At 70.5% G+C, this 25,734-nt stretch carries 25 protein-coding genes and 1 tRNA gene; 25 read left to right on the top strand and 1 reads right to left on the bottom strand.

The features are described 5' to 3' along the window. From QFW80_RS02820 to QFW80_RS02805, 4 genes are all read left to right on the top strand, one after another. Nucleotides 1-980, top strand: a 980-nt coding sequence (locus tag QFW80_RS02820; protein ID WP_280599603.1) for an aspartate-semialdehyde dehydrogenase, incomplete at its 5' end; no start/stop codon positions are given. Between the two features lie 233 nt (nt 981-1,213). Beyond that, a complete protein-coding gene (locus QFW80_RS02815) occupies nt 1,214-3,109 on the top strand; it encodes a FimV/HubP family polar landmark protein (RefSeq protein ID WP_280599602.1) in 1,896 nt (631 codons plus the stop codon). 5 nt (nt 3,110-3,114) lie between these two features. Continuing rightward, a complete protein-coding gene (gene truA, locus QFW80_RS02810) occupies nt 3,115-3,903 on the top strand; it encodes a tRNA pseudouridine(38-40) synthase TruA (RefSeq protein WP_280599600.1) in 789 nt (262 codons plus the stop codon). Nucleotides 3,904-4,026: 123 nt separating this feature from the next. Next, entirely contained in the window at nt 4,027-4,683 is a 657-nt protein-coding gene (locus tag QFW80_RS02805; protein WP_280599598.1) for a phosphoribosylanthranilate isomerase, read from the top strand. Between the two features lie 43 nt (nt 4,684-4,726). Here the strand turns inward: QFW80_RS02805 and QFW80_RS02800 are convergent, their stop codons facing one another. Continuing rightward, nucleotides 4,727-5,626 carry a LysR family transcriptional regulator gene (locus QFW80_RS02800; RefSeq protein WP_280599596.1) on the bottom strand — a complete coding sequence of 300 codons (900 nt, stop codon included), beginning with the start codon at nt 5,624-5,626 and terminating at the stop codon, nt 4,727-4,729. A gap of 95 nt (nt 5,627-5,721) precedes the next feature. Here QFW80_RS02800 and trpB point away from each other — a divergent pair, with 95 nt between their 5' ends. The 21 genes from trpB to nuoL all read left to right on the top strand — a co-directional run bounded on the left by trpB (nt 5,722) and on the right by nuoL (nt 25,730). Beyond that, nucleotides 5,722-6,933 carry a tryptophan synthase subunit beta gene (gene trpB, locus QFW80_RS02795; protein ID WP_425603487.1) on the top strand — a complete coding sequence of 404 codons (1,212 nt, stop codon included), beginning with the start codon at nt 5,722-5,724 and terminating at the stop codon, nt 6,931-6,933. An 8-nt stretch (nt 6,934-6,941) separates the two neighbouring features. After that, nucleotides 6,942-7,442: a hypothetical protein gene (locus QFW80_RS02790; RefSeq protein ID WP_280599593.1), complete on the top strand. Its 501-nt coding sequence runs from the start codon at nt 6,942-6,944 to the stop codon at nt 7,440-7,442. A gap of 43 nt (nt 7,443-7,485) precedes the next feature. Continuing rightward, nucleotides 7,486-8,286: a tryptophan synthase subunit alpha gene (gene trpA / locus QFW80_RS02785; RefSeq protein ID WP_280599591.1), complete on the top strand. Its 801-nt coding sequence runs from the start codon at nt 7,486-7,488 to the stop codon at nt 8,284-8,286. 471 nt (nt 8,287-8,757) lie between these two features. Further along, nucleotides 8,758-9,639 (top strand): acetyl-CoA carboxylase, carboxyltransferase subunit beta, encoded by an 882-nt coding sequence (accD, locus tag QFW80_RS02780; protein ID WP_280599590.1) that lies wholly within the window; start codon nt 8,758-8,760, stop codon nt 9,637-9,639. After that, the gene (gene glmM / locus QFW80_RS02775) at nt 9,636-10,997 is read left to right on the top strand and encodes a phosphoglucosamine mutase (RefSeq protein ID WP_280599588.1); all 1,362 of its coding nucleotides are present in this window, start codon (nt 9,636-9,638) and stop codon (nt 10,995-10,997) included. Before accD ends, glmM begins: the two co-directional genes overlap by 4 nt. 49 nt (nt 10,998-11,046) lie before the next feature. Beyond that, complete coding sequence (locus QFW80_RS02770; RefSeq protein WP_280599586.1) at nt 11,047-11,985, top strand: isopenicillin N synthase family dioxygenase; 939 nt, start codon at nt 11,047-11,049, stop codon at nt 11,983-11,985. Between the two features lie 89 nt (nt 11,986-12,074). Beyond that, nucleotides 12,075-12,827: a triose-phosphate isomerase gene (gene tpiA, locus QFW80_RS02765; RefSeq protein WP_280599585.1), complete on the top strand. Its 753-nt coding sequence runs from the start codon at nt 12,075-12,077 to the stop codon at nt 12,825-12,827. 33 nt (nt 12,828-12,860) lie between these two features. After that, nucleotides 12,861-13,328, top strand: coding sequence for a preprotein translocase subunit SecG (secG, locus tag QFW80_RS02760; RefSeq protein ID WP_280599584.1), 468 nt, complete (start codon nt 12,861-12,863; stop codon nt 13,326-13,328). Between the two features lie 55 nt (nt 13,329-13,383). Next, a tRNA-Leu gene (locus QFW80_RS02755) sits at nt 13,384-13,468 on the top strand. 78 nt (nt 13,469-13,546) lie between these two features. Then, nucleotides 13,547-13,903, top strand: a complete 357-nt coding sequence (locus tag QFW80_RS02750) for an NADH-quinone oxidoreductase subunit A (RefSeq protein WP_280599583.1) — start codon at nt 13,547-13,549, stop codon at nt 13,901-13,903. Beyond that, nucleotides 13,894-14,478 (top strand): NuoB/complex I 20 kDa subunit family protein, encoded by a 585-nt coding sequence (locus tag QFW80_RS02745; protein WP_280599582.1) that lies wholly within the window; start codon nt 13,894-13,896, stop codon nt 14,476-14,478. The genes QFW80_RS02750 and QFW80_RS02745 overlap by 10 nt, the downstream gene beginning before the upstream one ends. Further along, entirely contained in the window at nt 14,475-15,233 is a 759-nt protein-coding gene (locus tag QFW80_RS02740) for an NADH-quinone oxidoreductase subunit C (RefSeq protein ID WP_280599581.1), read from the top strand. Before QFW80_RS02745 ends, QFW80_RS02740 begins: the two co-directional genes overlap by 4 nt. Next, nucleotides 15,230-16,552, top strand: coding sequence for an NADH-quinone oxidoreductase subunit D (locus QFW80_RS02735; RefSeq protein ID WP_280599580.1), 1,323 nt, complete (start codon nt 15,230-15,232; stop codon nt 16,550-16,552). Before QFW80_RS02740 ends, QFW80_RS02735 begins: the two co-directional genes overlap by 4 nt. 8 nt (nt 16,553-16,560) lie before the next feature. Further along, nucleotides 16,561-17,088, top strand: a complete 528-nt coding sequence (nuoE, locus tag QFW80_RS02730; RefSeq protein ID WP_280599579.1) for an NADH-quinone oxidoreductase subunit NuoE — start codon at nt 16,561-16,563, stop codon at nt 17,086-17,088. After that, entirely contained in the window at nt 17,088-18,455 is a 1,368-nt protein-coding gene (gene nuoF / locus QFW80_RS02725) for an NADH-quinone oxidoreductase subunit NuoF (protein WP_280599578.1), read from the top strand. Before nuoE ends, nuoF begins: the two co-directional genes overlap by 1 nt. Next, complete coding sequence (gene nuoG, locus QFW80_RS02720) at nt 18,452-20,728, top strand: NADH-quinone oxidoreductase subunit NuoG (protein WP_280599576.1); 2,277 nt, start codon at nt 18,452-18,454, stop codon at nt 20,726-20,728. The genes nuoF and nuoG overlap by 4 nt, the downstream gene beginning before the upstream one ends. Beyond that, a complete protein-coding gene (gene nuoH / locus QFW80_RS02715; RefSeq protein ID WP_280599575.1) occupies nt 20,725-21,828 on the top strand; it encodes an NADH-quinone oxidoreductase subunit NuoH in 1,104 nt (367 codons plus the stop codon). The genes nuoG and nuoH overlap by 4 nt, the downstream gene beginning before the upstream one ends. Beyond that, nucleotides 21,828-22,316, top strand: a complete 489-nt coding sequence (gene nuoI / locus QFW80_RS02710; RefSeq protein WP_280599574.1) for an NADH-quinone oxidoreductase subunit NuoI — start codon at nt 21,828-21,830, stop codon at nt 22,314-22,316. Before nuoH ends, nuoI begins: the two co-directional genes overlap by 1 nt. Nucleotides 22,317-22,326: 10 nt before the next feature. After that, nucleotides 22,327-22,962, top strand: coding sequence for an NADH-quinone oxidoreductase subunit J (locus QFW80_RS02705; protein ID WP_280599573.1), 636 nt, complete (start codon nt 22,327-22,329; stop codon nt 22,960-22,962). Beyond that, nucleotides 22,962-23,285 (top strand): NADH-quinone oxidoreductase subunit NuoK, encoded by a 324-nt coding sequence (gene nuoK / locus QFW80_RS02700; RefSeq protein WP_280599929.1) that lies wholly within the window; start codon nt 22,962-22,964, stop codon nt 23,283-23,285. Before QFW80_RS02705 ends, nuoK begins: the two co-directional genes overlap by 1 nt. 330 nt (nt 23,286-23,615) lie before the next feature. Beyond that, nucleotides 23,616-25,730, top strand: a complete 2,115-nt coding sequence (gene nuoL / locus QFW80_RS02695) for an NADH-quinone oxidoreductase subunit L (RefSeq protein ID WP_280599571.1) — start codon at nt 23,616-23,618, stop codon at nt 25,728-25,730. The last annotated feature ends 4 nt before the right edge of the window (nt 25,731-25,734 follow it).

The raw sequence follows: 25,734 nt of genomic DNA, 5'->3' as shown, positions 1-25,734 counted from the left end.
CCGGCGCCGTCGGCGAGGTCATGCTCTCGATCCTGGCCGAGCGCGATTTCCCGGTCGCCACCCTGGTCCCGCTCGCGTCCGAGCGCTCGGCCGGCAGCACCATCGAATTCCGCGGCGACGACATCGTGGTCCAGGATCTGGCCACCTTCGATCCGGCCGGCATCGACATCGCCCTGTTCTCGGCCGGCGGCGACACCTCGAAGGAATACGCGCCCAAGTTCGCCGCCGCCGGCGCGGTGGTGATCGACAACTCCTCGGCGTTCCGCTACGACGACGACGTGCCGCTGGTGGTCAGCGAGGTGAACCCGGAGCAGGTGAGGCAGCGTCCGCGCGGGATCATCGCCAACCCCAACTGCTCGACCATGCAGATGCTGGTGGCGCTCGCGCCGCTGCACCGCCGCTACGGCATCGAGCGCATCAACGTGGCCACCTACCAGTCGGTCTCGGGCGCCGGGCGCAGCGCGATGGAGGAACTGGGCAAGCAGACCGCGCAGCTGCTGGGCTTCGCCGACATCGACCCGCAGAAGTTCCCGGTGCAGATCGCGTTCAACCTGATCCCGCACATCGATGCGTTTCTGGACAACGGCTTCACCAAGGAGGAGATGAAGCTGGTCTGGGAGACGCGCAAGATCCTGGGCGACGACTCCATCCAGGTGAATCCCACCGCGGTGCGGGTGCCGGTGTTCTACGGGCATTCGGAAGCGGTGGCGATCGAGACCCGGGAGAAGGTCACGCCCGAGGCCGCGCGCGAACTGCTGGCGTCCGCGCCGGGCGTGGAGGTGGTCGACGAGCGCAAGGCCGGCGGCTACCCGACGCCCGTGACCCACGCCTCGGGCAAGGACGCGGTGTTCGTCGGCCGCATCCGCGAGGACCTCTCGCACCCGCGCGGGCTGAACCTGTGGATCGTCTCGGACAACATCCGCAAGGGCGCGGCGCTCAACGCGGTGCAGCTCGCCGAGCTGGTGGCCGCGGAAGACTGAGTCCCGATACCGGGGCCGTCCGCGGGGATGGCCCGGCATCGGCGGCGGCGGGCAGGGCGCGCCGTGGTCGTCCGACCGGTCTCGCGTCGTGGCGGGTCGCGCGTTGAACATTCCGGCGCCAGGCAGCGCCGATGCCCGGCGGCGGCCGCGCTTGACGGCCGCCACGTGAATCAATACGTTGCGTGCGGAACCTTCCACACATCGGGAAGACGGGGATCGATGGGAGCGCACTCGTGATCAAGTGGGCCGGCCGGCTGGCCGCACTGTGCCTGCTGCTCCAGTGCCAGGTGGCGCTGGCGCTCGGCCTGGGGCAGGTCGAGGTGCGTTCGCGCGCCGGCGAGCCGCTGCTGGCCGAGATCCCGATCATCTCCACCGATCCGGCCGAACTGGAGAACCTGCAGGCGCGCCTGGCCTCGCCGGAGACCTTCCGCCGCATCGGACTCGATCCGCCCACCGGCCTGGTCTCTGACCTGCGGTTCGCGGTCGCGCTCGACGCGCAGGGCCGCCCGGTCATCCGCATCACCACCGACGTGCCGGTGCAGCAGCCGGTGCTGAACTTCCTGGTCGAGGTGGAGTGGGGCCAGGGCCGGCTGGTGCGCGAGTACTCGGCGCTGGTCGACACCCCGCAGACCGTCGCCGCCCCCGCGCAGCCGCCGATCCAGGCGCCGCAGGCGGCGCCATCGAACCTGATCGAGCGTCCGGCCGTCGCCGCACCGGCCGAGCCGGCGCCGGCGGACACCGCGGCGCCGACACCCGAGGAAGCGCGCGCCGACGACGCGGTCGCCGACTCCGCCTCCGACGCGCCGGCGCCCCAGCCCGCACCCGCGCCTGCGCCCCCGGCGGTGCCGTCCGCGCCGCCGGCAGCGGTGGCCGCGACGACGCCGGGCGAGATCGGCCCGGTGCAGCGCGGACAGACCCTGGGCCAGATCGCCTCGGAACTGTCGACCGGCAGCGGCAACAGCCTCAACCAGGTGATGCTGGCGCTGCTGCGCGAGAATCCCGAAGCGTTCATCGGCGGCAACCTCAACCTGATCCGCCAGGGCGCGGTGCTGCGCGTGCCCGCGACTGAAACCTGGTCCGATGCCAGCGTGGCCGAGGCCAACGCCCTGGTCCGCGACCACGTCAGCCGCTGGCGCGAGCTGCGCCGGCCGGTGGCGCAACCCGATTCGATGGCCGGCGCCCCGGCGCCGGCCGCGGAGGCCGACGGCGCGCCGGCGGACGCCTCCGCCGCGAACGCGGGGCGCGTCGCCGAGGCGCGGCTGGAGATCGTGCCCGCCGCCGCGGGCGCAAGTGCGAACGCAGGAACACGAACCGGCACCGCCGCCGGGGGCGAGGGCGACATGCTGCAGCAACAGGAACTGGTCCAGACCCGCGAAACCCTCGCGGCGCGCGACGCCGAGGTCGAGGAGCTGAGGACGCGCCTGGCCGAGCTCGAGCAGCTGCAGCAGCAGCAGGCGCAGCTGATCGCGATGAAGGACAGCGAACTCGCGGCCGCGCAGCAGCGCCTGGCCGAGAGCAACGCCCGGCCGACCACCAGCGTCGGCGACGCTGCGCCGGGTCCGGAGGCGAGCGCCGGGCTGCCGTGGCTGTGGATCGGGCTCGGGCTGGTGGCCGCCGCGCTGCTGGTCGCCTGGCTCGTGTCGCGCCGGCGCCCCACGCCCGCGCGCAAGGGCGGCCCCAGTTTCGCGAGCGCGCCCGGCAACTCGACTCCAAGGCGGGCGGTCATCGTGCCGGCCGCGCCCGCGTCGCCGGCGGCCGATCCGCCGGTGGTCCCGGTGGAGCGCGCCTCGACCTGGCAGGCGCCGCCGGCTGCGGCGTCGGGCGCCTCGCCCACGTGGCACGCGTCGGGCGAAACCCGCGAGCCGGAGGCCGATGACGCGTCCACGGCCGCGCCGGTGCGCGAGGCGGTGACGCAGCATCAGTCCCAGTCGCAGGGCCAGGCGCAGGGATCGGTCCCGCAGGAGACCGTCCCGCCTGCCTCTGCCGGGCACGAGAGGATCGAACTCGCCCGCGCCTACCTCGATCTCGGCGATACCGACACCGCCCGCAGCCTGCTGCAGGAAGTCGCCGACGCCGGCGATGCCGATGCCCGCGACGCGGCCCGGCAACTGCTGCGCGAACTGGCCTGAGCGGTGTGCCGCGCTACGCGATAGGGGTCGAATACGACGGCGGCGGCTTCCGTGGCTGGCAGCGCCTGACGCCGCCCGGCGTGGCCGACGAGGCCACCGTCCAGGGCGTGCTGGAGGCCGCGCTGTCCTCGGTCGCGGACGCCCCGGTGGCCACCGTCTGCGCCGGGCGCACGGATGCCGGCGTGCACGCGCAGTGCCAGGTGGTGCACTTCGACAGCGAAGCGCGGCGCGATCCGCGCGCCTGGACCCTCGGTACCTCGACCCGGCTGCCGCCCGCGGTGAGCGCGGTGTGGTGCCGTCCCGTCAAGGACGACTTCAACGCCCGGTTCTCGGCGGTGGCGCGCCGCTACCGTTACCGCATCCTCAACCGCCAGGTGCGGCCTGCGCTCGCGCGGCAGTGGCTGTCGTGGCACTGGCGGCCGCTCGACGCCGACACCATGCACCGCGCCGCGCAGGCGCTGGTGGGCGAGCACGATTTCGGCGCGTTCCGTTCGGCCGAATGCGAAGCCACGCACGGCCGGCGCGACCTGCAGCGCATCGCGGTGTCGCGCGAGGGCGACGTGGTCACGATCGACGTGCAGGCCAACGCGTTCCTGCACCACATGGTGCGCAACATCACCGGCTCCCTGCTGGAGGTGGGCGCCGGCGCGCGCGATGAAGCCTGGATCGCCGGACTGCTGGCCGGGCGCGACCGTCGCCTGGCCGGCCCGACCGCGCCGCCGACCGGGCTGGTGTTCGTCGGGCCGCTGTATCCGCGCGCGTGCGGACTGCCGGGCGAGGTCTGCGCGGACTGAGCGGCGGCGGCCGGGATGCGGCTCGTGCGCCACCGCCGGGACCGGTGCGCGACCGCATCGTCGCGGACGCTCCCACAAGCGCGGCGAATTCCGCACAATGCACCACCTCCAAGGAAACCCGCCATGTCGCCGCCCCTGTTCCGCACCCGCATCAAGTTCTGCGGCATGACCCGTCCCGGCGACGTCCGCCTGGCCGGCGAACTCGGCGTGGATGCGGTGGGGTTCGTGTTCGCCGCGTCCAGCCGGCGCCGGGTGGAACCCGAGCAGGCGGCGGCGATGCGCGATGCGCTGGCGCCGATGGTCGACGCGGTCGCACTGTTCATGGACAGCAGCGCCGACGAGGTGCGCCAGGTGCTGTCGATCGTGCGCCCGTCGCTGCTGCAGTTCCATGGCGACGAGGACGAGGCGTTCTGCCGCAGCTTCGGGCTGCCGTACATCAAGGCGGTGGCGATGGGCGCGGACACGCCGCCCGATCCGCTGGCCCTGCATTCGCGCTTTCCCAGCGCGTCCGGCTTCCTGCTCGACGCGCATGTCCCCGGCGAGGCCGGCGGCACCGGTCGCGCGTTCGACTGGACCCGGGTGCCGCGCGGGCTGACCAAGCCGATCCTGGTGGCCGGCGGACTGACGCCGGGCAACATCCACGAGGCAGTCGTGACCACCCGCCCCTGGGGCGTGGACGTGTCCGGCGGGATCGAAGCCGACCAAGACGCGCCCGGAGTCAAGGACGGTGCGCGGATGCGCGAGTTCGTCGAGGAAGTGCGCCGCGCAGACTGCGGCTGAGCCGCGGCCACCGACCGCGTGCGACGGCGAACGCTTTCGCGCGCTAGCCGGGCGGCCTCTGCGCCAGTTCCGCGCGCAGCCAGGCCGCGAGCCGGTCGAGCTGCGCATCCTCGGCCGCGCGCGTGCACAGGCACCACTGCGCACCGGTATCCACGAAACCCCAGGGCGCCGCCAGCCGGTCGGCGGCGAGGTCGGCAGCGACCAGCGGCGCCGGCGCGATCGCGATCCCCAGCCCCGCGACAGCGGCCTCGAGCAGGTAGTAGAGGTGTTCGAAGCCGGCGCCGGTCCGGAGCCGCTCCGGGTCCAGCCCGTATGGCTTCGCCCATTGCGGCCAGGCCTGCGGACGCGAGGCCGTGTGCAGCAGGGCCTCCTGCAGCAGTGCGTCGGGCGCCTGCACCGCCAGGCGAGCGAACTCGGGATGCCGCGGGCTGAGCACGGGGCCGATCCGCTCCGGCCCCAGCGCCCACGCGCGCCAGCCCGGCGGCCAGGGCGGGGCGCCTGCCAGCAGCACCGCGTCCAGCCCGGGCAGGGCGGGGTCGGGCTCCGATTCCTGCGGGGCGAAGTGCAGGCGCAGCCCGGGCAGGTCGGCGTGCAGGCGTTCCAGCCGCGGAATGATCCAGCGCGCCAGCAGGCTGCCCGGGCAACCGATCGCGCGCGTGGCCGCGCCGTCGTTGCGGCGCAGGGTGCGGACGGTGGCCTGCAGCTGGTCGAAGGCAGTGCCCGCGGCCTCGCGCAGGCGTTCGCCGGCCGGCGTCAGCCGCAGCCCCCGCCCTTCCCTGAGGAACAGGGCGATACCGAGGTCATCCTCCAGCAGCCGCACCTGGCGGCTGACCGCGCCATGGGTGACGTGCAGTTCGTCGCCCGCGCGGCCGAGGCTTCCGAGCCTGGCCGCCGCCTCGAAGGCGCGCAGGGCGTTGAGCGAGGGCAGGGCGCGACTGGCCAATTGTGAGTTTTCCTGACGGGTGGGCCAGATCTTATCGGTTTTGCGGCATCGGCATGTGTCCTAAGCTGTTGCCCAGCCCTTCGCCAGCGACCGCCATGCCCGTGCCCGCCGATTTCCACGCCTACCCCGACGCCGCCGGCCATTTCGGCCGCCACGGCGGACGCTTCGTCGCCGAGACCCTGATCGGGCCGCTGGAGGAACTGGCGGCGGCCTACGACGCCGCGCGCGTCGACCCGGCCTTCATCGCCGCCTACGACAAGGACCTGAAGCACTACGTGGGCCGGCCCAGCCCGATCTACCACGCAGAGCGACTGAGCCGGGAGGTCGGCGGCGCGCAGATCCTGCTCAAGCGCGAGGACCTCAACCACACCGGCGCGCACAAGGTGAACAACACCATCGGCCAGGCCCTGCTGGCCGCGCGCATGGGCAAGACCCGGATCATCGCCGAGACCGGCGCCGGCCAGCACGGCGTGGCCAGCGCCACCGTGGCCACGCGCCTGGGGCTGGAGTGCGTGGTGTACATGGGCGCCACCGACATCGAGCGCCAGAAGATCAATGTCTACCGGATGAAGCTGCTGGGTGCGACCGTGGTGCCGGTGACCAGCGGTTCGGCCACGCTCAAGGACGCGCTTAACGAGGCCATGCGCGACTGGGTCACCAACGTGCGCGACACGTTCTACATCATCGGCACCGTGGCCGGGCCCGACCCGTACCCGCGCATGGTGCGCGACTTCAACGCGGTGGTGGGGCGCGAGGCACGTGCGCAGATGCTGGAGGACTACGGCCGCCTGCCGGACGCGATCACCGCCTGCGTCGGCGGCGGCAGCAACGCCATCGGCCTGTTCCACGCTTTCCTCAACGATCCGGGCGTGCGCATCGTCGGCGCCGAGGCGGCGGGCGAGGGCATCGAGACCGGCCGCCACGCCTCGTCGCTCGCGGCCGGGCGGGTGGGCGTGCTGCATGGCAACCGTACCTACGTGATCTGCGACGACGACGGCCAGATCATCGAGACGCATTCGGTCTCGGCCGGCCTGGACTATCCCGGCGTCGGGCCCGAGCACGCCTTCCTCAAGGACAGCGGCCGCGCCGAGTACGTCGGCATCACCGACGACGAAGCGCTGGCGGCGTTCCACCGCCTCACGCGGACCGAAGGCATCCTGCCGGCGCTGGAGTCGAGCCATGCCGTCGCCCAGGCGATCAAGCTGGCGCGCGAACTGCCGAAGGATGCGCTGGTGCTGTGCAACCTGTCCGGCCGCGGCGACAAGGACGTGCACACCATCGCCGCGCGCGAGGGAGTGGAGGTCTGATGCGCGGAATGCTGCTTGCCGCCGGCCTGCTGCTGGCGTTGGCCCACGGCGTTGCCGCGCAGGAATTCGATTGCGTGGCGGGCTTCTGCCTGGACCAGCCGGTCGCACTGGATGCGCCGGACGCCGGGTGGCAGGTGGAGGACTGGCCGGATCCGGAAGTCTGTACCCAGGTCTCCGGCGGCAGCCTGCCCGACGGCGTCGGCATGCTGCTGCGCGACGGGCGCGTCGCGCGGTTCGAGATCGGTTTGTCGGGCGGCGACGACGTGCCGTCGCCGGTGGCCCCGTTCGGGATCCGCCGCGGCATGTCGCTGGCCGAAGCGGGCGCACGCCTGCCTGCCGAAGGACTCGACGTCGATATGCACAAACACGCGTGGCCGCCCGGGCTCTACGTCACCTGGCGCGATGCGACGCACGACCGCGCGCTGCGCGTCGAACTGCCTGATGCGGAAGTGGAGGTCATCCTCTGGGGCCGCGCCGATGCCGTCAGGTTGAGCGAGGGCTGCGTATGACTCCGTACCACCCCATCCTGCCTGATCACGGGACCAATTCCCCATGAGCCGCATCCAGCAGCGATTCGTCGAGCTCGCCACGCGCGGCCGCAAGGCCCTCATCCCGTTCCTCACCGCGGGTGATCCGTCGCTGGAGGCGACGGTCCCGGTCATGCACGCACTGGTGGAATCCGGCGTCGATTTGATCGAACTGGGCGTGCCGTTTTCCGACCCGATGGCCGACGGGCCGACGATCCAGCGCAGCTCCGAGCGTGCGCTGGCGCGTGGGGCGGGGCTGAGCTGGGTGCTCGATGCGGTGCGCGCGTTCCGCACGCGCGACGATGCGACCCCGGTGGTGCTGATGGGCTACCTCAATCCGGTCGAGATCCGCGGCGCTGAGCGGTTCGCGCGCGAGGCGGCAGCGGCCGGCGTCGACGGCGTGCTGCTGGTCGACCTGCCGCCGGAGGAAGCGCCGGAATTCCGCGATGCGTTCGCCGCGCACGGCATCGACCTGGTGCTGCTGGCCTCGCCCACGACCACCGACGCGCGCCTGTCGCTGCTGCTGGCCAACGCGCGCGGCTATCTCTATTACGTCAGCTTCGCCGGCGTGACCGGGGCCTCCGACCGGCTGGACACGACGGCCGCCGGCGAGCACCTGCGCCGGATCCGCGCCGGCAGCCCGGTCCCGGTGGTGGCCGGGTTCGGCATCCGCGATGCGGCCGGCGCCGCGGCGATGGCGCGGGACGCGGACGGCGTGGTCGTGGGCAGCGCGCTGGTGTCGGCCCTGGCCGAGGCCGGCGATCCCGACACGGCCGCCCGGCGGGCGACGGACTTCCTGGCCCCGCTGCGCGCGGCGCTGGACTGAGCCCGGCGGCCTGCGCGTAGCCCGGGTAAGCGAAGCGCACCCGGGGCAGACTAGTGTCGCGCTGCGGGCGCACCGTCTCGCTTGCGGCCGGGAAGGCAGCGCCCGTGGGCGCCGCGTGCGACCGGGGCCGGCGACTGTGGGGCCGCCGCCGGCGGCGGCATGCGGCTGGCCCGACCCGACCATCCAGCAACAAACGGAGGCGGGAAGCGGCTGCGATGCGCGATCCGGAGGCTGGCGGGACGCGAAGCGGGCCAGGTGTCGGTGGCCGTGGCGGTCAAGTGGTCATGAGCGCGCAGCGGTGCCGGGCGTCGCCGATGGCCCCGCGTTGTGGAAAGACGACATGAATTCGCCCACGGCTGCGTCGCCGCCCGACTTCCCGGCAGAAGCGGGGGCGCCAGCGGCCGCACACGGGCCTTGCGCTAAACTGCGCGCCTTCCGCGGCCGCGGCCGCCCCCGGATCCGATTCCAGGCATGAGCTGGCTGAAGAAACTGATGCCCCCGCGCATCCGCACCGACAGCGCCGCCACCCGCAAGCGCAGCGTCCCCGAGGGCCTGTGGGAGAAGTGCGACCGCTGCGGCGCCGTCCTGTACGGACCCGAGCTCGAGGAAAACCTCGAGGTCTGCCCGAAGTGCAGCTTCCACCGTCCGATCCGCGCCCGTGCGCGCCTGAAGGGTTTCCTCGACCCAGGCCCGCTGCGCGAGATCGGCGGCGCACTGGGCCCGACCGACGTACTGAAGTTCCGCGACCAGAAGCGCTACGGCGATCGCATCAAGGCGGCGCAGAAGGCGACCGGCGAGCGCGACGCGCTCGTGGTGGTGGAGGGCAGCCTCAAGCGGCTGCCGATGGTGGCCGCCGCGTTCGACTTCGCCTACATGGGCGGCTCGATGGGATCGGTGGTCGGCGAGCGCTTCGCCCTCGGCGCCGAACGCGCGCTGGAGCTGGGCTCGGGCTTCGTGTGCTTCTCCGCCAGCGGCGGCGCGCGCATGCAGGAAAGCCTGTTCTCGCTGATGCAGATGGCCAAGACCTCGGCCGCGCTGGGGCGCCTGCGTGCAGCGGGCCTGCCGTACATCTCGGTGATGACGCACCCGACCACGGGCGGCGTGTCGGCCTCGTTCGCGATGCTGGGCGACGTCAACATCGCCGAACCCGACGCGCTGATCGGCTTCGCCGGCCCGCGGGTGATCGAACAGACGGTGCGCGAGACACTGCCGGAGGGCTTCCAGCGCTCCGAGTTCCTGCTCGAGCACGGCGCGATCGACCAGATCTGCGACCGCCGCCAGCTGCGCGACCGCATCGCCACCCTGGTGGCGATGATGACCCGGCAGCCGGTGCCGCAGGACGTGGCCGCATGAGCCGTCGCTACTTCGGCACCGACGGCATCCGCGGCCGGGTGGGCGAGGGCCCGATCTCGGCCGATTTCGTGCTGCGCCTGGGCAACGCCTACGGCCACGCGCTGCGCGAGGCCGCCGAGCGCGGCGGCGACGCGCGCAAGCCGCTGGTGGTGATCGGCAAGGACACGCGGATCTCCAACTACATGTTCGAAGCCGCGCTCGAGGCGGGGCTGGTCGCCGCCGGCGTGCACGTGCAGCTGATGGGGCCGATGCCCACGCCGGCGGTCGCGCACATGACGCGCTCGCTGCGCGCCGACGGCGGCATCGTGATCTCCGCCTCGCACAACCCGCACTACGACAACGGCATCAAGTTCTTCTCGGCCGAGGGCGAGAAGCTCGACGACGCCACCGAGCTGGCGATCGAGGCCGCGCTCGACCGGCCGTTCGCCACGGTGGCCTCCGAGCGCCTGGGCAAGGCGGTGCGCACGCGCGACGCGGTCGGCCGCTACGTGGAGGCGTGCAAGAGCTCCGTCCCGCGCAGCTTCAACCTGAGCGGCATGCACGTGGTCGTGGATTGCGCGCACGGCGCGACCTACCAGATCGCGCCGCTGGTGCTGCGGGAGCTCGACGCACGCGTGGACGCGATCGGCGTCGATCCCAGCGGCACCAACATCAACGACGGCGTGGGCTCGATGCATCCGGAAGGCCTGGCCGCACGCGTGCGCGAGACCGGTGCCGACCTCGGCATCGCCTTCGACGGCGACGGCGACCGCCTGCTGTTCGTCGACAGCGACGGCGCCGTGCACGACGGCGACAACCTGCTGTACCTGTTGGCGACCGACTGGCAGGCCAGCGGCCGCCTGCGCGGCCCGGTGGTCGGCACGATCATGACCAACTACGGTCTGGAGCAGGCGCTGGACCGCGCCGGCATCGGCTTCGTGCGCACGAAGGTGGGCGACCGCTACGTGCACCAGGCGCTGCTCGAGCACGACGGCATCCTCGGCGGCGAGGCCTCCGGCCACCTGCTGTGCCTGGATCGTGCCACGACGGGCGACGGCATCATCAGCGCGCTGCAGGTGCTGGAAGTGCTCAAGCGCCGCGGCCTGACCCTGCAGCAGGCGCTGGACGGCGTGCGCAAGCTGCCGCAGAGGACCGTGAACGTGCGCTACGGCAACGGCGCCAGGCCGGCCGAAGCCGACAGCGTGCAGGCCGCGCTGGCGCGCGCCCAGGCGGCGGTGGACGGCCGGGGCCGCGCGTTCCTGCGTCCGTCCGGCACCGAACCGGTGGTGCGGGTGACGGTCGAGGCCGACGACGAGGCGCTGGTGGCCTCGACGCTCGAGGCGCTTTCCGCCGCGGTGCGCGACGCGGCCGGCGCGTGAGCGGACGCGATCCCGGCGGCGCCCGCGCCGCCAATTTCCGGAGCCCACGATGAGTTCGCGAATCCCGACCCTCGACATCCGCCGCTTCGACACCGACCGCGACGCGTTCGTCGCCGAACTCGGTGCGGCCTACCGCGAGTGGGGCTTCGCCGGCATCAGCCACCACGGCATCGCGCAGGCGTTGATCGACGACGCCTACGCCGCGTTCCGCGACTTCTTCGCGCTGCCCGACGAGGTCAAGCGCCGCTACCACGTGCCGGGGCAAGGCGGAGCGCGCGGCTACACGCCGTTCGGCATCGAGACCGCCAAGGGCTCGAAGCATTTCGATCTCAAGGAGTTCTACCACGTCGGCCGCGAGCTGCCCGACGGCTCGAAGTACCGTGACGTGATGCCGCCGAACGTGTGGCCCGACGAGGTGCCGGAGTTCCGCGCCCGCGGCCTGGCGCTGTACAACGCGCTCGACGCGCTGGGATCGCGCGTGCTGTCCGCGCTGGCGCTGCACATCGGGCTGCCGCAGGATTTCTTCGCCGACAAGACCGACTTCGGCAACTCGATCCTGCGCCCGATCCACTATCCGCCCATCACCGCCGACGACATCCCCAACGTGCGCGCCGGCGCCCACGGCGACATCAACTTCATCACCCTGCTGGTCGGTGCCTCGACCGCCGGGCTCGAGGTGCAGTCCACGCAGGGCGAGTGGGTGCCGTTCACCTCCGAGGGCGACACCATCGTGGTCAACATCGGCGACATGCTCGAGCGGCTGACCAACCACGTGTATCCCTCGACCATCCACCGCGTGGTGAACCCGCCCGGCGACGCGGCGCGCCAGCCGCGCTATTCGGTACCGTTCTTCCTGCACCCGAATCCCGACTTCCTGATCGACGTGCTGCCGGCCTGCATCAGCGCCGACAACCCGAGCCGCTACCCCGAGCCGATCACCGCGCATGGTTTCCTCGAGCAGCGCCTGCGCGAGATCAAGCTGAAGTAGGTCGGTGCCGGCGGGACGTTCGGCACGTCGAATCGGCCGGCGCCCGCGATGGGCTATGCTCGCCGCCACTGACCGGAACGGAGCCGCCGATGCGCCGCAGGATCGTCGCCGGAAACTGGAAGCTGTACGGCACCCGCGAGTTCGCCACCCGCCTGCTGTGCGAGGTGTCGGCCGGCCTCCCCGTGGATGGGGTGGACGTGGTGGTATTGCCGCCGATGCCCTACCTGGGCGACCTGGTCGAGGACTTCGAGGCCAGGCCGATCGCCTTCGGCGCGCAGGACGTCAGCCCCAACGAGGAAGGCGCGTATACCGGCGAAGTGTCGGCACGCATGCTGCTCGACGTCGGCGCCCGCTATGGCCTGGTGGGCCACTCCGAGCGCCGCCAGCACCATCACGAGAGCAGCGGACTGGTGGCGAAGAAGTTCCTCGCCGCCTCCAACGCCGGCCTGGTGCCGATCCTGTGCCTGGGCGAGACCCTGGAGGACCGCGAGGCCGGGCGGACCGAGGCGGTGATCGCGTCCCAGCTGCAGCCGGTGCTGGAACTGGCCGGGATCGCCCGCTTCTCCGGCGCGGTGGTCGCCTACGAGCCGGTCTGGGCCATCGGCACCGGGCGCACCGCCAGCCCCGAGCAGGCGCAGGCGGTGCACGCCTTCATCCGTGGCCAGGTCGCGGCGCTGGATGCTAGAATCGGCGATTCGCTGCCGATCCTGTACGGCGGCAGCGTGAAGCCGGCCAACGCCGCCGAACTGTTCGCCCAGGCGGACATCGACGGCGGCCTGATCGGCGGCGCCTCGCTGGTGGCGGCGGATTTCCTCGCCATCGTCCGCGCGGCCGCCCGCTGACGCCGGGTCCCAAGCCCTCCCGAGTAAGCCGCAATGCTGCTGTTGACCCTCAACATCCTGTTCGTCCTGGTCGCGATCGCGATGATCGCGCTGATCCTGATGCAGCGCGGCGCCGGCGCCTCCGCCGGGTCCGGTTTCGGTGGCGGCGCGTCGTCCACCGTGTTCGGTGCGCGCGGTTCGGCGAATTTCCTCAGCAAGGCCACCAAGTGGCTGGCGATCGCGTTCTTCGCGATCACCCTGTTCATGGCGTGGTACGCCACGCACCGTGCGGTGAGCCCGGAGGCCGCCAGCGACCTGGGCGTGATGTCGCAGGTGCCCGCCGCCCCGGCAGCGCCCGGCGCGGTCGCCGTGCCCCAGGCGCCTGCCGCCGACGCGAGCGTGCCGGCCGCCCCGCAGCAGGCTCCTGCCACCGATGCGGTGGTGCCGGAAGCGCCGGCCGCCGATGCGCCCGCGGACGAAGGCGCAGCGGAAGAGTCCGAACCCGCTGCGCAAACGCAGTAGGAAGGCTTACAATTGCGCGATGCCGCACGACACATGCGCGGCAGCCGTAGAATTTGCCCAGGTGGCGGAATTGGTAGACGCACTACCTTGAGGTGGTAGCGGCTTCGGTCGTGGGGGTTCGAGTCCCCCCTTGGGCACCATTTTTTTGATGTTTCGCGCGCCTGGCGCGTCGAGCAACGGCCGCGGCAACGCGGCAAGTAGCCGAGAGAGAACAACGCGTGCTGGCCGAATACCTGCCGACCCTGCTGTTCCTGATCGTGGCCACCGGTATCGGCATCGCATTGCTGGTCATCGGCAACCTGCTCGGGCCCAAGCGGCCCTCGCCGGAGAAGCTGTCGCCGTACGAGTGCGGCTTCGCCGCGTTCGAGGACGCGCGCATGCAGTTCGACGTGCGCTACTACCTGATCGCCATCCAGTTCATCATCTTCGACCTGGAAATCATCTTCATCGTGCCGTGGGCGACGGTGTTCCGCGAACTGGGTCCGCTCGGCCTGGTCGAGATGGGCATCTTCGTGGGCATGCTGCTGCTCGGGTTCGTCTACGTCTGGAAGAAGGGAGCGCTGGAATGGGAGTGATCCAGGCGGTCCGCGGCCTGGCGGATGCGGCCAGCAATCCGCTGCCGGAAGGCCGGCTCGACGACATCCTGCGCCCGGAAGGGGAGAACCCCCTGCTGGAGCGCGGCTTCGTCACCACCAGTTCCGACGTGCTGCTCAACTGGGCGCGCACCGGCTCGATGTGGCCGATGACCTTCGGCCTGGCCTGCTGCGCGGTCGAGATGATGCACGCCGGCGCCGCGCGCCTCGACCTGGACCGTTACGGCGTGGTGTTCCGCCCGTCGCCGCGCCAGTCCGACGTGATGATCGTGGCTGGCACCCTGGTCAACAAGATGGCCCCGGCCCTGCGCAAGGTCTACGACCAGATGCCGGACCCGAAGTGGGTCATCTCGATGGGCAGCTGCGCCAACGGCGGCGGCTACTACCATTACTCGTACGCGGTGGTGCGCGGCTGCGACCGCATCGTGCCGGTCGACGTCTACGTGCCGGGCTGTCCGCCGACGGCCGAGGCACTGGTGTACGGCATCCTGCAGCTGCAGAAGAAGATCCGTCGCGCCACCAACTTCGGCGACGTGAAGACGGGGCTGCGCGAATGAGCGAGCCGCTGTCCAGTTTCGTCGAACGCCTGCGTGCGCGGTTCCCCGACGCCACCGTGTCCATGGCCGTGCCGCGCGGCGAGGTGGGCCTCGTCACCGACGGCGACTGGCTCGACACCTGCACCGCGCTGCGCGACGAGTTCGGGTTCGAGTCGCTGGTCGACCTGTGCGGCATCGATTACCTCGGCTACGGCAGCGACGAGTGGGATACCGACACCTCGTCCGAAGGCTTCAGCCGCGGCGTCGAAGGCCGGGGGCCGGGCCGCTTCCGTTTCGGCGAGGCGACCACCCAGCAGCTCGACGAACCGGATGGCGTGGGTGCGATCCCCGTGCCGCAGCGGCGTTTCGCCGCGGTCGCCCAGCTGCTGTCGGTCCAGCACAACCGGCGCCTGCGCGTGACCTGCGTCGCCCCCAGCGACGACCTGCCGGTGGTCTCGTCGCTGACCGTCCTGTGGCCGGTGGCGAACTGGTTCGAGCGCGAGGCGTTCGACCTGTACGGGATCATCTTCCAGGGCCACCCGGACCTGCGCCGGATCCTGACCGACTACGGCTTCATCGGCCATCCGTTCCGCAAGGATTTCCCGCTGATCGGCAACGTCGAGGTCCGTTACGACGCCGACCGCAAGCGCGTGGTGTACGAGCCGGTGACCTCGGTCGAGCCGCGGGTGAACGTGCCGCGCGTGATCCGCGACGACGCGCGCTACCAGACCGCGGTCGGCGAGCAGATGGCGCGCCGCACGGGAGACGCGAAATGAGCGCCGTTCCGCACACGCCCGTGCACCAGGCCAGCGAGGGCTTCGCCAGCAGCGCCGCCGAGGGCCGCCAGGAGATCCGCAACTACACGCTGAACTTCGGCCCCCAGCATCCGGCCGCGCACGGCGTGCTGCGCCTGATTCTGGAGATGGACGGCGAAGTGGTGCAGCGTGCCGACCCGCACATCGGGCTGCTCCACCGCGGTACCGAGAAGCTGGCCGAGTCCAAGCCGTTCAACCAGTCGATCGGCTACATGGACCGCCTCGACTACGTGTCGATGATGTGCAACGAGCACGCCTACGTGCTCGCGATCGAGACCCTGATGGGGATCGAGGCGCCCGAGCGCGCGCAGTACATCCGCACGCTGTTCGACGAGGTCACCCGGATCCTCAACCACCTGATGTGGATCGGCTCCAACGCGCTCGACCTGGGCGCGATGGCGGTGTTCCTGTACGCGTTCCGCGAGCGCGAGGAACTGATGGACGTGTACGAGGCGGTGTCGGGCGCGCGCATGCACGCGACCTACTACCGCCCCGGTGGCGTCTACCGCGACCTGCCCGACCGCATGCCGCAGTACCGCGAGTCGCCGTGGCGCAAGGGCGCCAAGCTCGCGCGCTTCAACGCGTGGCGCGAAGGCTCGCTGCTGGATTACCTGGAGGCGTTCGCGAAGGATTTCCCCGCGCGCGTCGACGAATACGAGACCCTGCTCACCGACAACCGCATCTGGAAGCAGCGTACGGTCGGCATCGGCGTGATCCCGCCGGAGCAGGCGCTGGCCTGGGGCATGACCGGCCCGATGCTGCGCGGCTCGGGCGTGGCCTGGGACCTGCGCAAGAAGCAGCCGTACGCGAAGTACGACGCGGTCGATTTCGACATCCCGGTCGGCGTCAACGGCGACTGCTACGACCGCTACCTGGTGCGCGTGGCCGAGATGCGCCAGTCCGTGCGCATCATCGAGCAGTGCGTGGCCTGGCTGAAGGCCAACCCCGGCCCGGTGATGGTCGACAACTACAAGGTCGCGCCTCCCTCCCGCGAGGAGATGAAGGACGACATGGAAGCGCTGATCCACCACTTCAAGCTGTTCTCGGAAGGCTACTGCGTGCCCGCCGGCGAGACCTACCGCGCGGTCGAGGCGCCCAAGGGCGAGTTCGGCTGCTACCTGGTCAGCGACGGCGCCAACAAGCCCTTCCGCGTGCACCTGCGCGCGCCGGGCTTCGCGCACCTGTCGTCGATGGACGAGATCGTGCGGGGCCACATGCTGGCCGACGTGGTGGCGATGATCGGCACCTACGACATCGTGTTCGGCGAGATCGACAGGTAAGGCAGGCGATGAAAGCGACCGGCAATTTCGAGAATGCGCGCAACGTCGACCCGATGGTCGTGCTGAGCGATGCCACGCGCGCGCACATCGACCACTGGCTCACCAAGTTCCCGCCGGACCGCAAGCGTTCGGCGGTGCTGCAGGGCCTGTTCGCGGCGCAGGAGCAGAACCAGGGCTTCCTGACCGACGAGCTGATCGCCGGCGTGGCGAAGTACCTCGACCTGCCCCCGGTGTGGGCCTACGAGGTGGCGACGTTCTACTCGATGTTCGAGACCGAACAGGTCGGCCGCCACAACGTGGCCTTCTGCACCAACATCAGCTGCTGGCTCAACGGGGCCGAGCAGTTGGTCGAGCACGCCGAGAAGAAGCTCGGCTGCCGGCTGGGCGAATCCACCGCCGACGGGCGCGTCTACCTCAAGCGCGAGGAAGAGTGCGTGGCCGCGTGCTGCGGCGCGCCGGTGGTCGTGATCAACGGGCATTACCACGAGAAGCTCACGCCCGAGCGCGTGGACGAGCTGCTGGACGGGCTGAAGTGATGGCGGGTCATTCGCACTATTCCGAAGGCTACGGCCCCGTCGGCCCCGCGCCGAAGGAGCACCAGGCCGTCTACACCACGCTGCATTTCGACAAGCCGTGGTCGTACGAGAACTACCTCAAGACCGGCGGCTATGCGGCGCTGCGCCGGATCCTGACCGAGAAGATCCCGCCGGCCGACATCATCGAGATGGTCAAGCAGTCGGGCCTGCGCGGCCGCGGCGGCGCGGGCTTTCCGACCGGCCTGAAGTGGAGCTTCATGCCCAAGGGCGAGATGCAGAAGTACATCCTCTGCAACTCCGACGAATCCGAGCCGGGCACTGCGAAGGACCGCGACATCCTGCGCTACAACCCGCATTCGGTGATCGAGGGCATGGCGATCGCCTGCTACGCCACCGGCGCCAGCGTGGGCTACAACTACCTGCGCGGCGAGTTCCACCACGAGCCGTTCGAGCACCTCGAGGAAGCCACCCGCGAGGCCTATGCCAACGGCTGGCTGGGCAAGGACATCCTCGGCTCGGGCATCGACATCGACCTGTACAACGCGCTCGGCGCCGGCGCCTACATCTGCGGTGAAGAGACCGCGCTGATGGAGTCGCTGGAAGGCAAGAAGGGCCAGCCGCGGTTCAAGCCGCCGTTCCCGGCCAACTTCGGCCTCTACGGCAAGCCGACCACGATCAACAACACCGAGACCTTCGCCTCGGTGCCTGCGATCGTGCGCAATGGGGCCGAGTGGTTCCTGGGCCTGGGCAAGCCGAACAACGGCGGCTGCAAGATCTTCTCGGTCTCCGGCCACGTCACCCGGCCCGGCAACTACGAGCTGCGGCTGGGCACGCCGTTCGCGGAACTGCTCGACATCGCCGGCGGCCTGCGCCCCGGCCGCAAGCTCAAGGGCGTGATCCCGGGCGGCTCGTCGATGCCGGTGCTGCCGGCCGACACGATCATGGGCCTGACCATGGACTACGACGCGCTGCAGAAGGCCGGCTCCGGCCTGGGCTCGGCGGCGGTGGTGGTGATGGACGACACCACCTGCATGGTCCGCGCCTGCCAGCGCGTGGCGCGGTTCTACTTCAAGGAAAGCTGCGGCCAGTGCACGCCCTGCCGCGAAGGCACCGGCTGGATGTACCGCATGGTGACGCGGATCGTGAACAGGCAGGCCACGCTCGACGACCTGCACATGCTGCGCGCGGCGGCGGGGCAGATCGAGGGCCACACCATCTGCGCGTTCGGCGAGGCGGCCGCGTGGCCGGTGCAGGGCTTCCTGCGCCACTTCTGGCACGAATTCGAGTACGCCATCGTGAACAGGCGCTTCTACGTCGACGACGCGCTCGCCGGCACCCTGGTCCAGGCCGAGCAGGTGGCCGCGTGAGCGCACAGCCGGTCAACCCGAACCTGCCGCCCGACCACGTCACCGTCTTCATCGACGGCGTGGAGCTGGCCGCGCCCAAGGGCTCGATGATCATCCATGCCGCCGACAAGGCCGGCATCCCGATCCCGCGCTTCTGCTACCACGACAAGCTTTCGATCGCCGCGAACTGCCGCATGTGCCTGGTCGACACCGAGGTCGGCGGCCGCTCCGCGCCCAAGCCCTCGCCGGCCTGCGCCACGCCGGTGATGGACGGGCTGAAGGTCTTCACGCGCAACGAGAAGGCGCTCAAGGCGCAGCGCAACGTGATGGAGTTCCTGCTGATCAACCATCCGCTCGACTGCCCGATCTGCGACCAGGGCGGCGAGTGCGAACTGCAGGACCTGTCGCTGGGTTACGGACGTTCGGTCAGCCGCTTCGTCGAGCGCAAGCGCGTGGTCGCCGACGAGGACATGGGGCCGCTGGTCGCCACCGAGATGACCCGCTGCATCCAGTGCACGCGCTGCGTGCGCTTCACCGCCGAAGTCGCCGGTACCTATGAGCTGGGCGGCATGCAGCGCGGCGAGAACCTGCAGATCGGCACCTACGACGGCAAGCCGCTGACCACGGAGCTGTCGGGCAACGTCATCGACGTCTGCCCGGTGGGCGCGCTGACCAACAAGGTGTTCCGCTTCCGCGCCCGGCCGTGGGAGCTGATCGCGAAGGAGTCGCTCGGTTTCCACGACGCGCTCGGCAGCAACCTGTTCCTGCACCTGCGCCGCGGCGACGTGATGCGCGCGGTGCCGCGCGATAACGAGGCGGTCAACGAGTGCTGGCTGTCCGACCGCGACCGCTACTCGCACCAGGGCCTGTATGCCGACGACCGTGCGGTGCGGCCGCTGCTGCGCGTGGCGTCCAACGGCGACGACGGCGACTGGCGCGAGGCGACGTGGGACGAGGCGCTGGCCAGGGCCGCGCAGATCCTGCGCGACAACGGCGCCGACAACCTCGGCGTGCTGGTGCACCCGGCGACCTCGAACGAGGAGGGCGCGCTGCTCGCGCGCCTGGCCGAGGGCCTGGGCACCGGCAACCTCGACCACCGCATCGCCCAGCGCGACCTGTCCGACGGCGCGGTCGCCGAGGCGTTCGCGCTGCCGGTCGCGGAGATCGAGCAGGCCGACACGATCGTCATCGTCGGCAGCAACCTGCGCCACGAGGTGCCGCTGCTGCACCAGCGCGTGCGCAAGGCGTTCACCCGCGGCGCGAAGGTGCACGTGGTGGGGCCGGTCGATTTCGAGTTCACGTTCGACATCGCCTCGAAGGCGCTGGTGGCGCCGTCCGCGATCGCCGGGGCGCTTGGTTCGGCCGAACTGGCCGGGGCCGTGCGGGGCTCCGACCGCGTCGTGGTGATCGTCGGCGCGGTGGCCGAGAACGGCCCGCATGCCGCCGGGATCCGCCGCGCCGCGGCCGATTTCGCGGCCGCCCACGGCGCCTCGCTGTGCCGCATCCCGCAGGGCGCCAATGCGCTCGGGCTGGCCCGCCATGGCGTGCTGCCGGCCGCGCGCGATGCCGGCGCGATGCTCGCCGAGCCGCGCAGCGCGTATGTGCTGTACGGCATCGAGCCGGGCCTGGATTTCGCCGACCAGGCGGCCGCGCTCAAGGCGCTGGGTGGCGCGCAGGTGGTGGCCTTCAGCCATTTCGCCTGCCAGTCGACCCGCCGCGTGGCCGACGTGATCCTGCCGATCGCCACCCTGTTCGAGAACGACGCCACCCTGACCAACCTCGACGGCCGCGACCAGCGCGCCTTTGCCGCCGGCAAGCTGCCGGGCGAGGCGCGCCAGGGCTGGACGGTGCTGCGCGCCCTGGCCGGTGAACTGGGGCTGCCCGGCTTCGAGTTCACCGACCTGGCCGGACTGCGCGCCGGGCTGGTGGCGCGGACGCCGTCGCTGCCGCGTGCCGGCGACGCGCCCGTGGCCGCGGCCGCGGCCGGGACCGGCGACGGCCTGGAACTGGCCGTGTCGCAGGCGATCTATCGCGTCGACGGCCTCGTCCGCCGCGCCCAGGCGCTGCAGGCGCATCCGCTCAACGTGGGTCCGCGCGTGACCCTGCATCCCGACGATGCGCGCGCGGCCGGCCTGGCGACCGGCGCGATGGCGAAGGTCAGCACTGGTGCGGGTACCGCGACGCTGCAGGTGCACCTGAGCGAGGCGGTGGCGGCCGGCTGTGCATGGGTCGAGTCCGGCCATGGCGCGACCGCCGCGCTGGGCGCCGGCCGCGTCCGGGTGGAGGCCGCATGAGCGCGACCAATACCGCCACCCTGCTGTCGGACTGGACCGCGCCGCTGCACGACTGGCTGCTGTCGCTGGGCGCGATCGGCGTGATCATCTGGATCGTGCTGAAGGTGCTGGTGATCGCGGTGCCGGTGATCTTGGCGGTCGCGTTCTACGTGGTGTGGGAGCGCAAGCTGATCGGCTGGATGCACGTGCGCCATGGCCCGATGTACGTCGGCTGGGGCGTGCTGCAGGCCTTCGCCGACGTGTTCAAGCTGCTGTTCAAGGAAGTCATCCAGCCGACCAACGCGCAGAAGGCGCTGTACATCCTGGCGCCGCTGATCACCCTGGCGCCGGCATTTGCGGCCTGGGCGGTGGTGCCGTTCGACGCGCAGCTGGTGCTGTCCAACGCCAACGCCGGCCTGCTGTACCTGCTGGCGATGACCTCGCTGGGCGTGTACGGCATCATCCTCGCCGGCTGGGCCTCGAACTCGAAGTACGCGTTCCTGGGCGCGATGCGCTCGGCCGCGCAGGTGGTCAGCTACGAGATCGCCATGGGCTTCGCCCTGGTCGGCGTGATGGTGGGCGCGGGCAGCCTGAACCTGTCGCAGATCGTGATGGCGCAGTCCGGCGACACGGGCCTGTTCGAGTGGTTCTGGCTGCCGATGCTGCCGCTGTTCGTCATCTACTTCATCTCCGGCGTGGCCGAGACCAACCGCGCGCCGTTCGACGTGGTCGAGGGCGAGTCGGAGATCGTGGCCGGGCACATGGTGGAGTATTCGGGGTCGGCGTTCGCGCTGTTCTTCCTGGCCGAGTACGCGAACATGATCCTGGTCAGCTTCCTGACGCCGATCTTCTTCCTGGGCGGCTGGCTCTCGCCGATCCCCGCGGCCTGGATCCCGGACGTTCCGGTGCTGGGCGTCGTCCTGGGCGACGGCTGGTGGTGGCTGTTCGCGAAGGTGTTCTTCTTCGCCAGCTGCTTCATCTGGTTCCGCGCCTCGTTCCCGCGCTACCGCTACGACCAGATCATGCGGCTGGGCTGGAAGGTGTTCATCCCGCTGAGCATCGGCTGGATCGTGGTGGTGGCGTTGATGGCGTATTTCGGCGTGTTCGAGGCGGGGCAGTGATGGGCAAGTTCTTGTCGTGGGTGCGGAGCCTGCTGCTGCTGGAGCTGATCGGCGGCCTCGGGTTGACGCTCAAGTACCTGTTCCGTCCGAAGTACACGCTGATGTACCCGATGGAGAAGACGCCGCAGTCGCCGCGCTTCCGCGGCCTGCATGCGCTGCGACGCTATCCGAACGGCGAGGAGCGCTGCATCGCGTGCAAACTGTGCGAGGCGGTGTGCCCGGCGCTCGCGATCACGATCGATTCCGAGCCGCGCGAGGACGGCACCCGCCGCACCACGCGCTACGACATCGACCTGTTCAAGTGCATCTACTGCGGCTTCTGCGAGGAATCTTGCCCGGTGGATTCGATCGTCGAGACCCACGTGCACGAGTACCACTTCGAGCACCGCGGCGAGAACATCGTCACCAAGCCCAAGCTGCTGGCGATCGGCGACCGTCTCGAGGCCGAGATCGCCGAGCGCCGCGCCGCCGACGCCGCCTTCCGATAAGCGACCGCCCATGGATTTCGCACTGCTCGCCTTCCTCGCCTTCGCCGCCGTGGCCGTCGCCTCGGCCGGCGCGGTGATCAGCGTCAAGAACCCCGTGCACGCCGCGCTGTTCCTGGTGCTGACCTTCTTCACCGTGGCCTGCACCTGGATCCTGGCCGGCGCCGAGTTCCTGGGCGTGGCGCTGATCCTGGTGTACGTCGGCGCCGTGATGGTGCTGTTCCTGTTCGTGGTGATGATGCTCGACATCGACGTGGTGCCGCTGCGCGAAGGCTACGTGCGCTACCTGCCGGTGGGCCTGCTGGTGGCGGTGGTGATGCTGATCGAGATGCTGACCCTGATCGGGGTCAAGGCGCGGACGGTGCCGTTCGGCGCCGACCCGGTGGAGGCCGCGGGCGGCAACAACGTGAGCTGGATCGCGCGCCGGCTGTTCACCGACTTCCTGCTGCCGTTCGAGGTCGCCGCGCTGATCCTGACCGTGGCGGTGATCGCTGCCGTCACCCTGACGCTGCGCCGCCGGCCCGGGACCAAGCACCAGAACCCGGGCGAGCAGGCGCGGGTGCGCGCGGCCGACCGCGTGCGCATCGTGAGCATGCCGGCCGAGAAGCGCATCGACGCGGCGGACGGGCAGGGAGGAGGGACGCCGTGATGGAAGTCTTCGGCCAGGGCCTGGCGCTGGGCCATTACCTCGCCCTCGGCGCCGCGCTGTTCTGCATCAGCGTCGCCGGCATCTTCCTCAACCGCAAGAACGTCATCATCCTGCTGATGTCGATCGAGCTGATGCTGCTGGCGGTGAACGTCAACTTCATCGCCTTCTCGCGCCACTTCGGCGACGAGGCGGGGCAGATCTTCGTGTTCTTCATCCTGACGGTGGCCGCGGCCGAGGCCGCGATCGGCCTCGCGATCCTGGTCACGCTGTTCCGCAACCGCAGCACGATCAACGTCGCCGAAATCGACTCGCTGAAGGGGTGAGGGCGGGCGTTTGCGAGGCACTGCCTCGCGCCCGCCCGAACGCCCGGCCAGGACGGCCGGGCCGGGGCTCTCCGGAGCCCGTGCAGTACCGCCAGGGATGGCGTGACGAAAATTCGATGCGCGGGGAGCGAGCCATTGGCTCGCGCTGCCGCGAACGCCCGGCCAGGACGGCCGGGCCGGGTCTCTCCGGAGCCCACGTGTTACCGCCATGGATGGCGTGATGACAAAACGGGATGCAACGCACGGCAATGGGCAGAGGCCCGCGCCGGCACAACGTCGCCGCAGGGCGGCAGTGAAGGGCGGCCGCATGGCGCCGGCAATGGACGAGACATGGCGATTTCGACAACCCACCTGCTGATCATCGTGCTGGCTCCGCTGCTGGGCGCGATCGTGGCCGGCTTCCTCGGCCGCCAGGTCGGGCGCGCGGGGGCGCATTCGGCCACCATCCTCGGCGTGGCGGTCAGCTGCGCGTTCTCCGGCTACGTGCTGTACCAGCTGGTGTCGCAGGGCGCGGCGCCGTACAACCAGAACCTCTACACCTTCTTCGAGGTGGGCAACTACGCCGCGCACGTCGGCTTCATGGTCGACAAGCTGACCGCGATGATGATGGTGGTGGTGACGTTCGTCTCGCTGCTGGTGCACGTCTACACCATCGGCTACATGGCCGAGGACGACGGTTACCAGCGCTTCTTCAGCTACATCAGCCTGTTCACCTTCTCGATGCTGATGCTGGTGATGTCGAACAACTTCCTGCAGCTGTTCTTCGGCTGGGAAGCGGTCGGCCTGGTGTCCTACCTGCTGATCGGGTTCTGGTTCAAGCGCCCGAGCGCGGTGTTCGCCAACCTCAAGGCGTTCCTGGTCAACCGCGTGGGCGACTTCGGCTTCCTGCTCGGGATCGCGGCGGTGCTGTGGTACTTCGGCACGCTGGACTACGCCACCGTGTTCGCCAACGCCGGCGACGTGCTCGACGGGCGCAGCATCGAGGTGCTGGCCGGGCATGAGTGGTCCGTGGCCACCATGATCTGCATCTGCCTGTTCATCGGCGCGATGGGCAAGTCGGCCCAGGTGCCGCTGCACGTGTGGCTGCCCGACTCGATGGAAGGCCCGACCCCGATCTCGGCCCTGATCCATGCCGCGACGATGGTCACCGCCGGCATCTTCATGGTCGCGCGCATGTCGCCGATCTTCGAGCTGAGCGTCACCGCGCTGAACTTCGTCCTGTTCATCGGCGCCACCACCGCGTTCTTCACCGGCCTGATCGGCATGGTGCAGAACGACATCAAGCGCGTGGTCGCCTACTCGACGCTGTCGCAGCTCGGCTACATGACCGTGGCGCTGGGCGTATCGGCGTATTCGGCGGCGGTCTACCACCTGATGACGCACGCGTTCTTCAAGGCGCTGCTGTTCCTGGCCGCCGGCAGCGTGATCATCGGCATGCACCACGAGCAGGACATGCGCAAGATGGGCGGGTTGCGCAAATACATGCCGATCACCTTCTGGACCAGCGTGATCGGCACCCTGGCCCTGGTCGGAACGCCGTTCTTCAGCGGCTTCTATTCGAAGGATTCGATCATCGAGGCCGCGAAGCTGGGCGCCGAGCGCGCCGGCTGGATCGGCACCTACGCCTACTGGGCGGTGCTGCTGGGCGCGTTCGTGACCTCGTTCTACAGCTTCCGGCTGCTGTACATGACCTACTTCGGACCGGAGCGCTTCCGCGAAGCCGCGCCGTCCCATCCGCACGCCACCCACGACGAGCATGGCCAGGAAACGCACCACGAGCCGCTGCACGACGACGGCCACGGCCACCACGCGCACGATGCCCACCACGGCGTGCACGAGCCGCACGAATCGCCCTGGGTGGTCACGCTGCCGCTGATCCTGCTGGCGATCCCGTCGATCGCGGTCGGCTTCTTCACCGCCGGCCCGATGCTGTTCGGCACCGACTGGAGCGGCCACCACGACGGCACGGCGTTCTTCGCCGGCGTGATCGAGGTGCTTGCCGGGCACGACGTGATGGCGCGGCTGAAGGAAGAGCTGTGGCACGGGCCGGTGGCGATGGGCCTGCATGCCTTCGTGACGCCGGTGTTCTGGCTGGTGGTCGCCGGCTTCCTGCTGGCGACGCTGATGTACCTGTGGAGGCCGGAGCTGCCGGCCAAGGTGGCGCACGCGCTGCGGCTGCCGATCCGCATCCTGGAGAACAAGTACGGCATGGACGACCTGTGGATCAAGGGCTTCGCCGGTGGCGGGCTGATGATCGGGCGCGGTTCGCGCGAGGTCGACGGCAGGCTGATCGACGGGCTGTTCGTGAACGGCGCGGCGCGGCTGGTCGGACTCACCGCCGGTCTGGTGCGCCGCATGCAGACCGGATACCTCTACCACTACGCGTTCGCGATGATCGTCGGCCTGATCGTGCTGCTGGCCGTCCTGATCCGCAACTGGACCTGACCCC

This window comes from Luteimonas rhizosphaericola, from assembly GCF_029888045.1.
Lineage (GTDB): Bacteria > Pseudomonadota > Gammaproteobacteria > Xanthomonadales > Xanthomonadaceae > Luteimonas > Luteimonas rhizosphaericola.
Note: the sequence above shows the minus strand (reverse complement) of the source record. Positions and strands in the feature narration are given on the sequence as shown.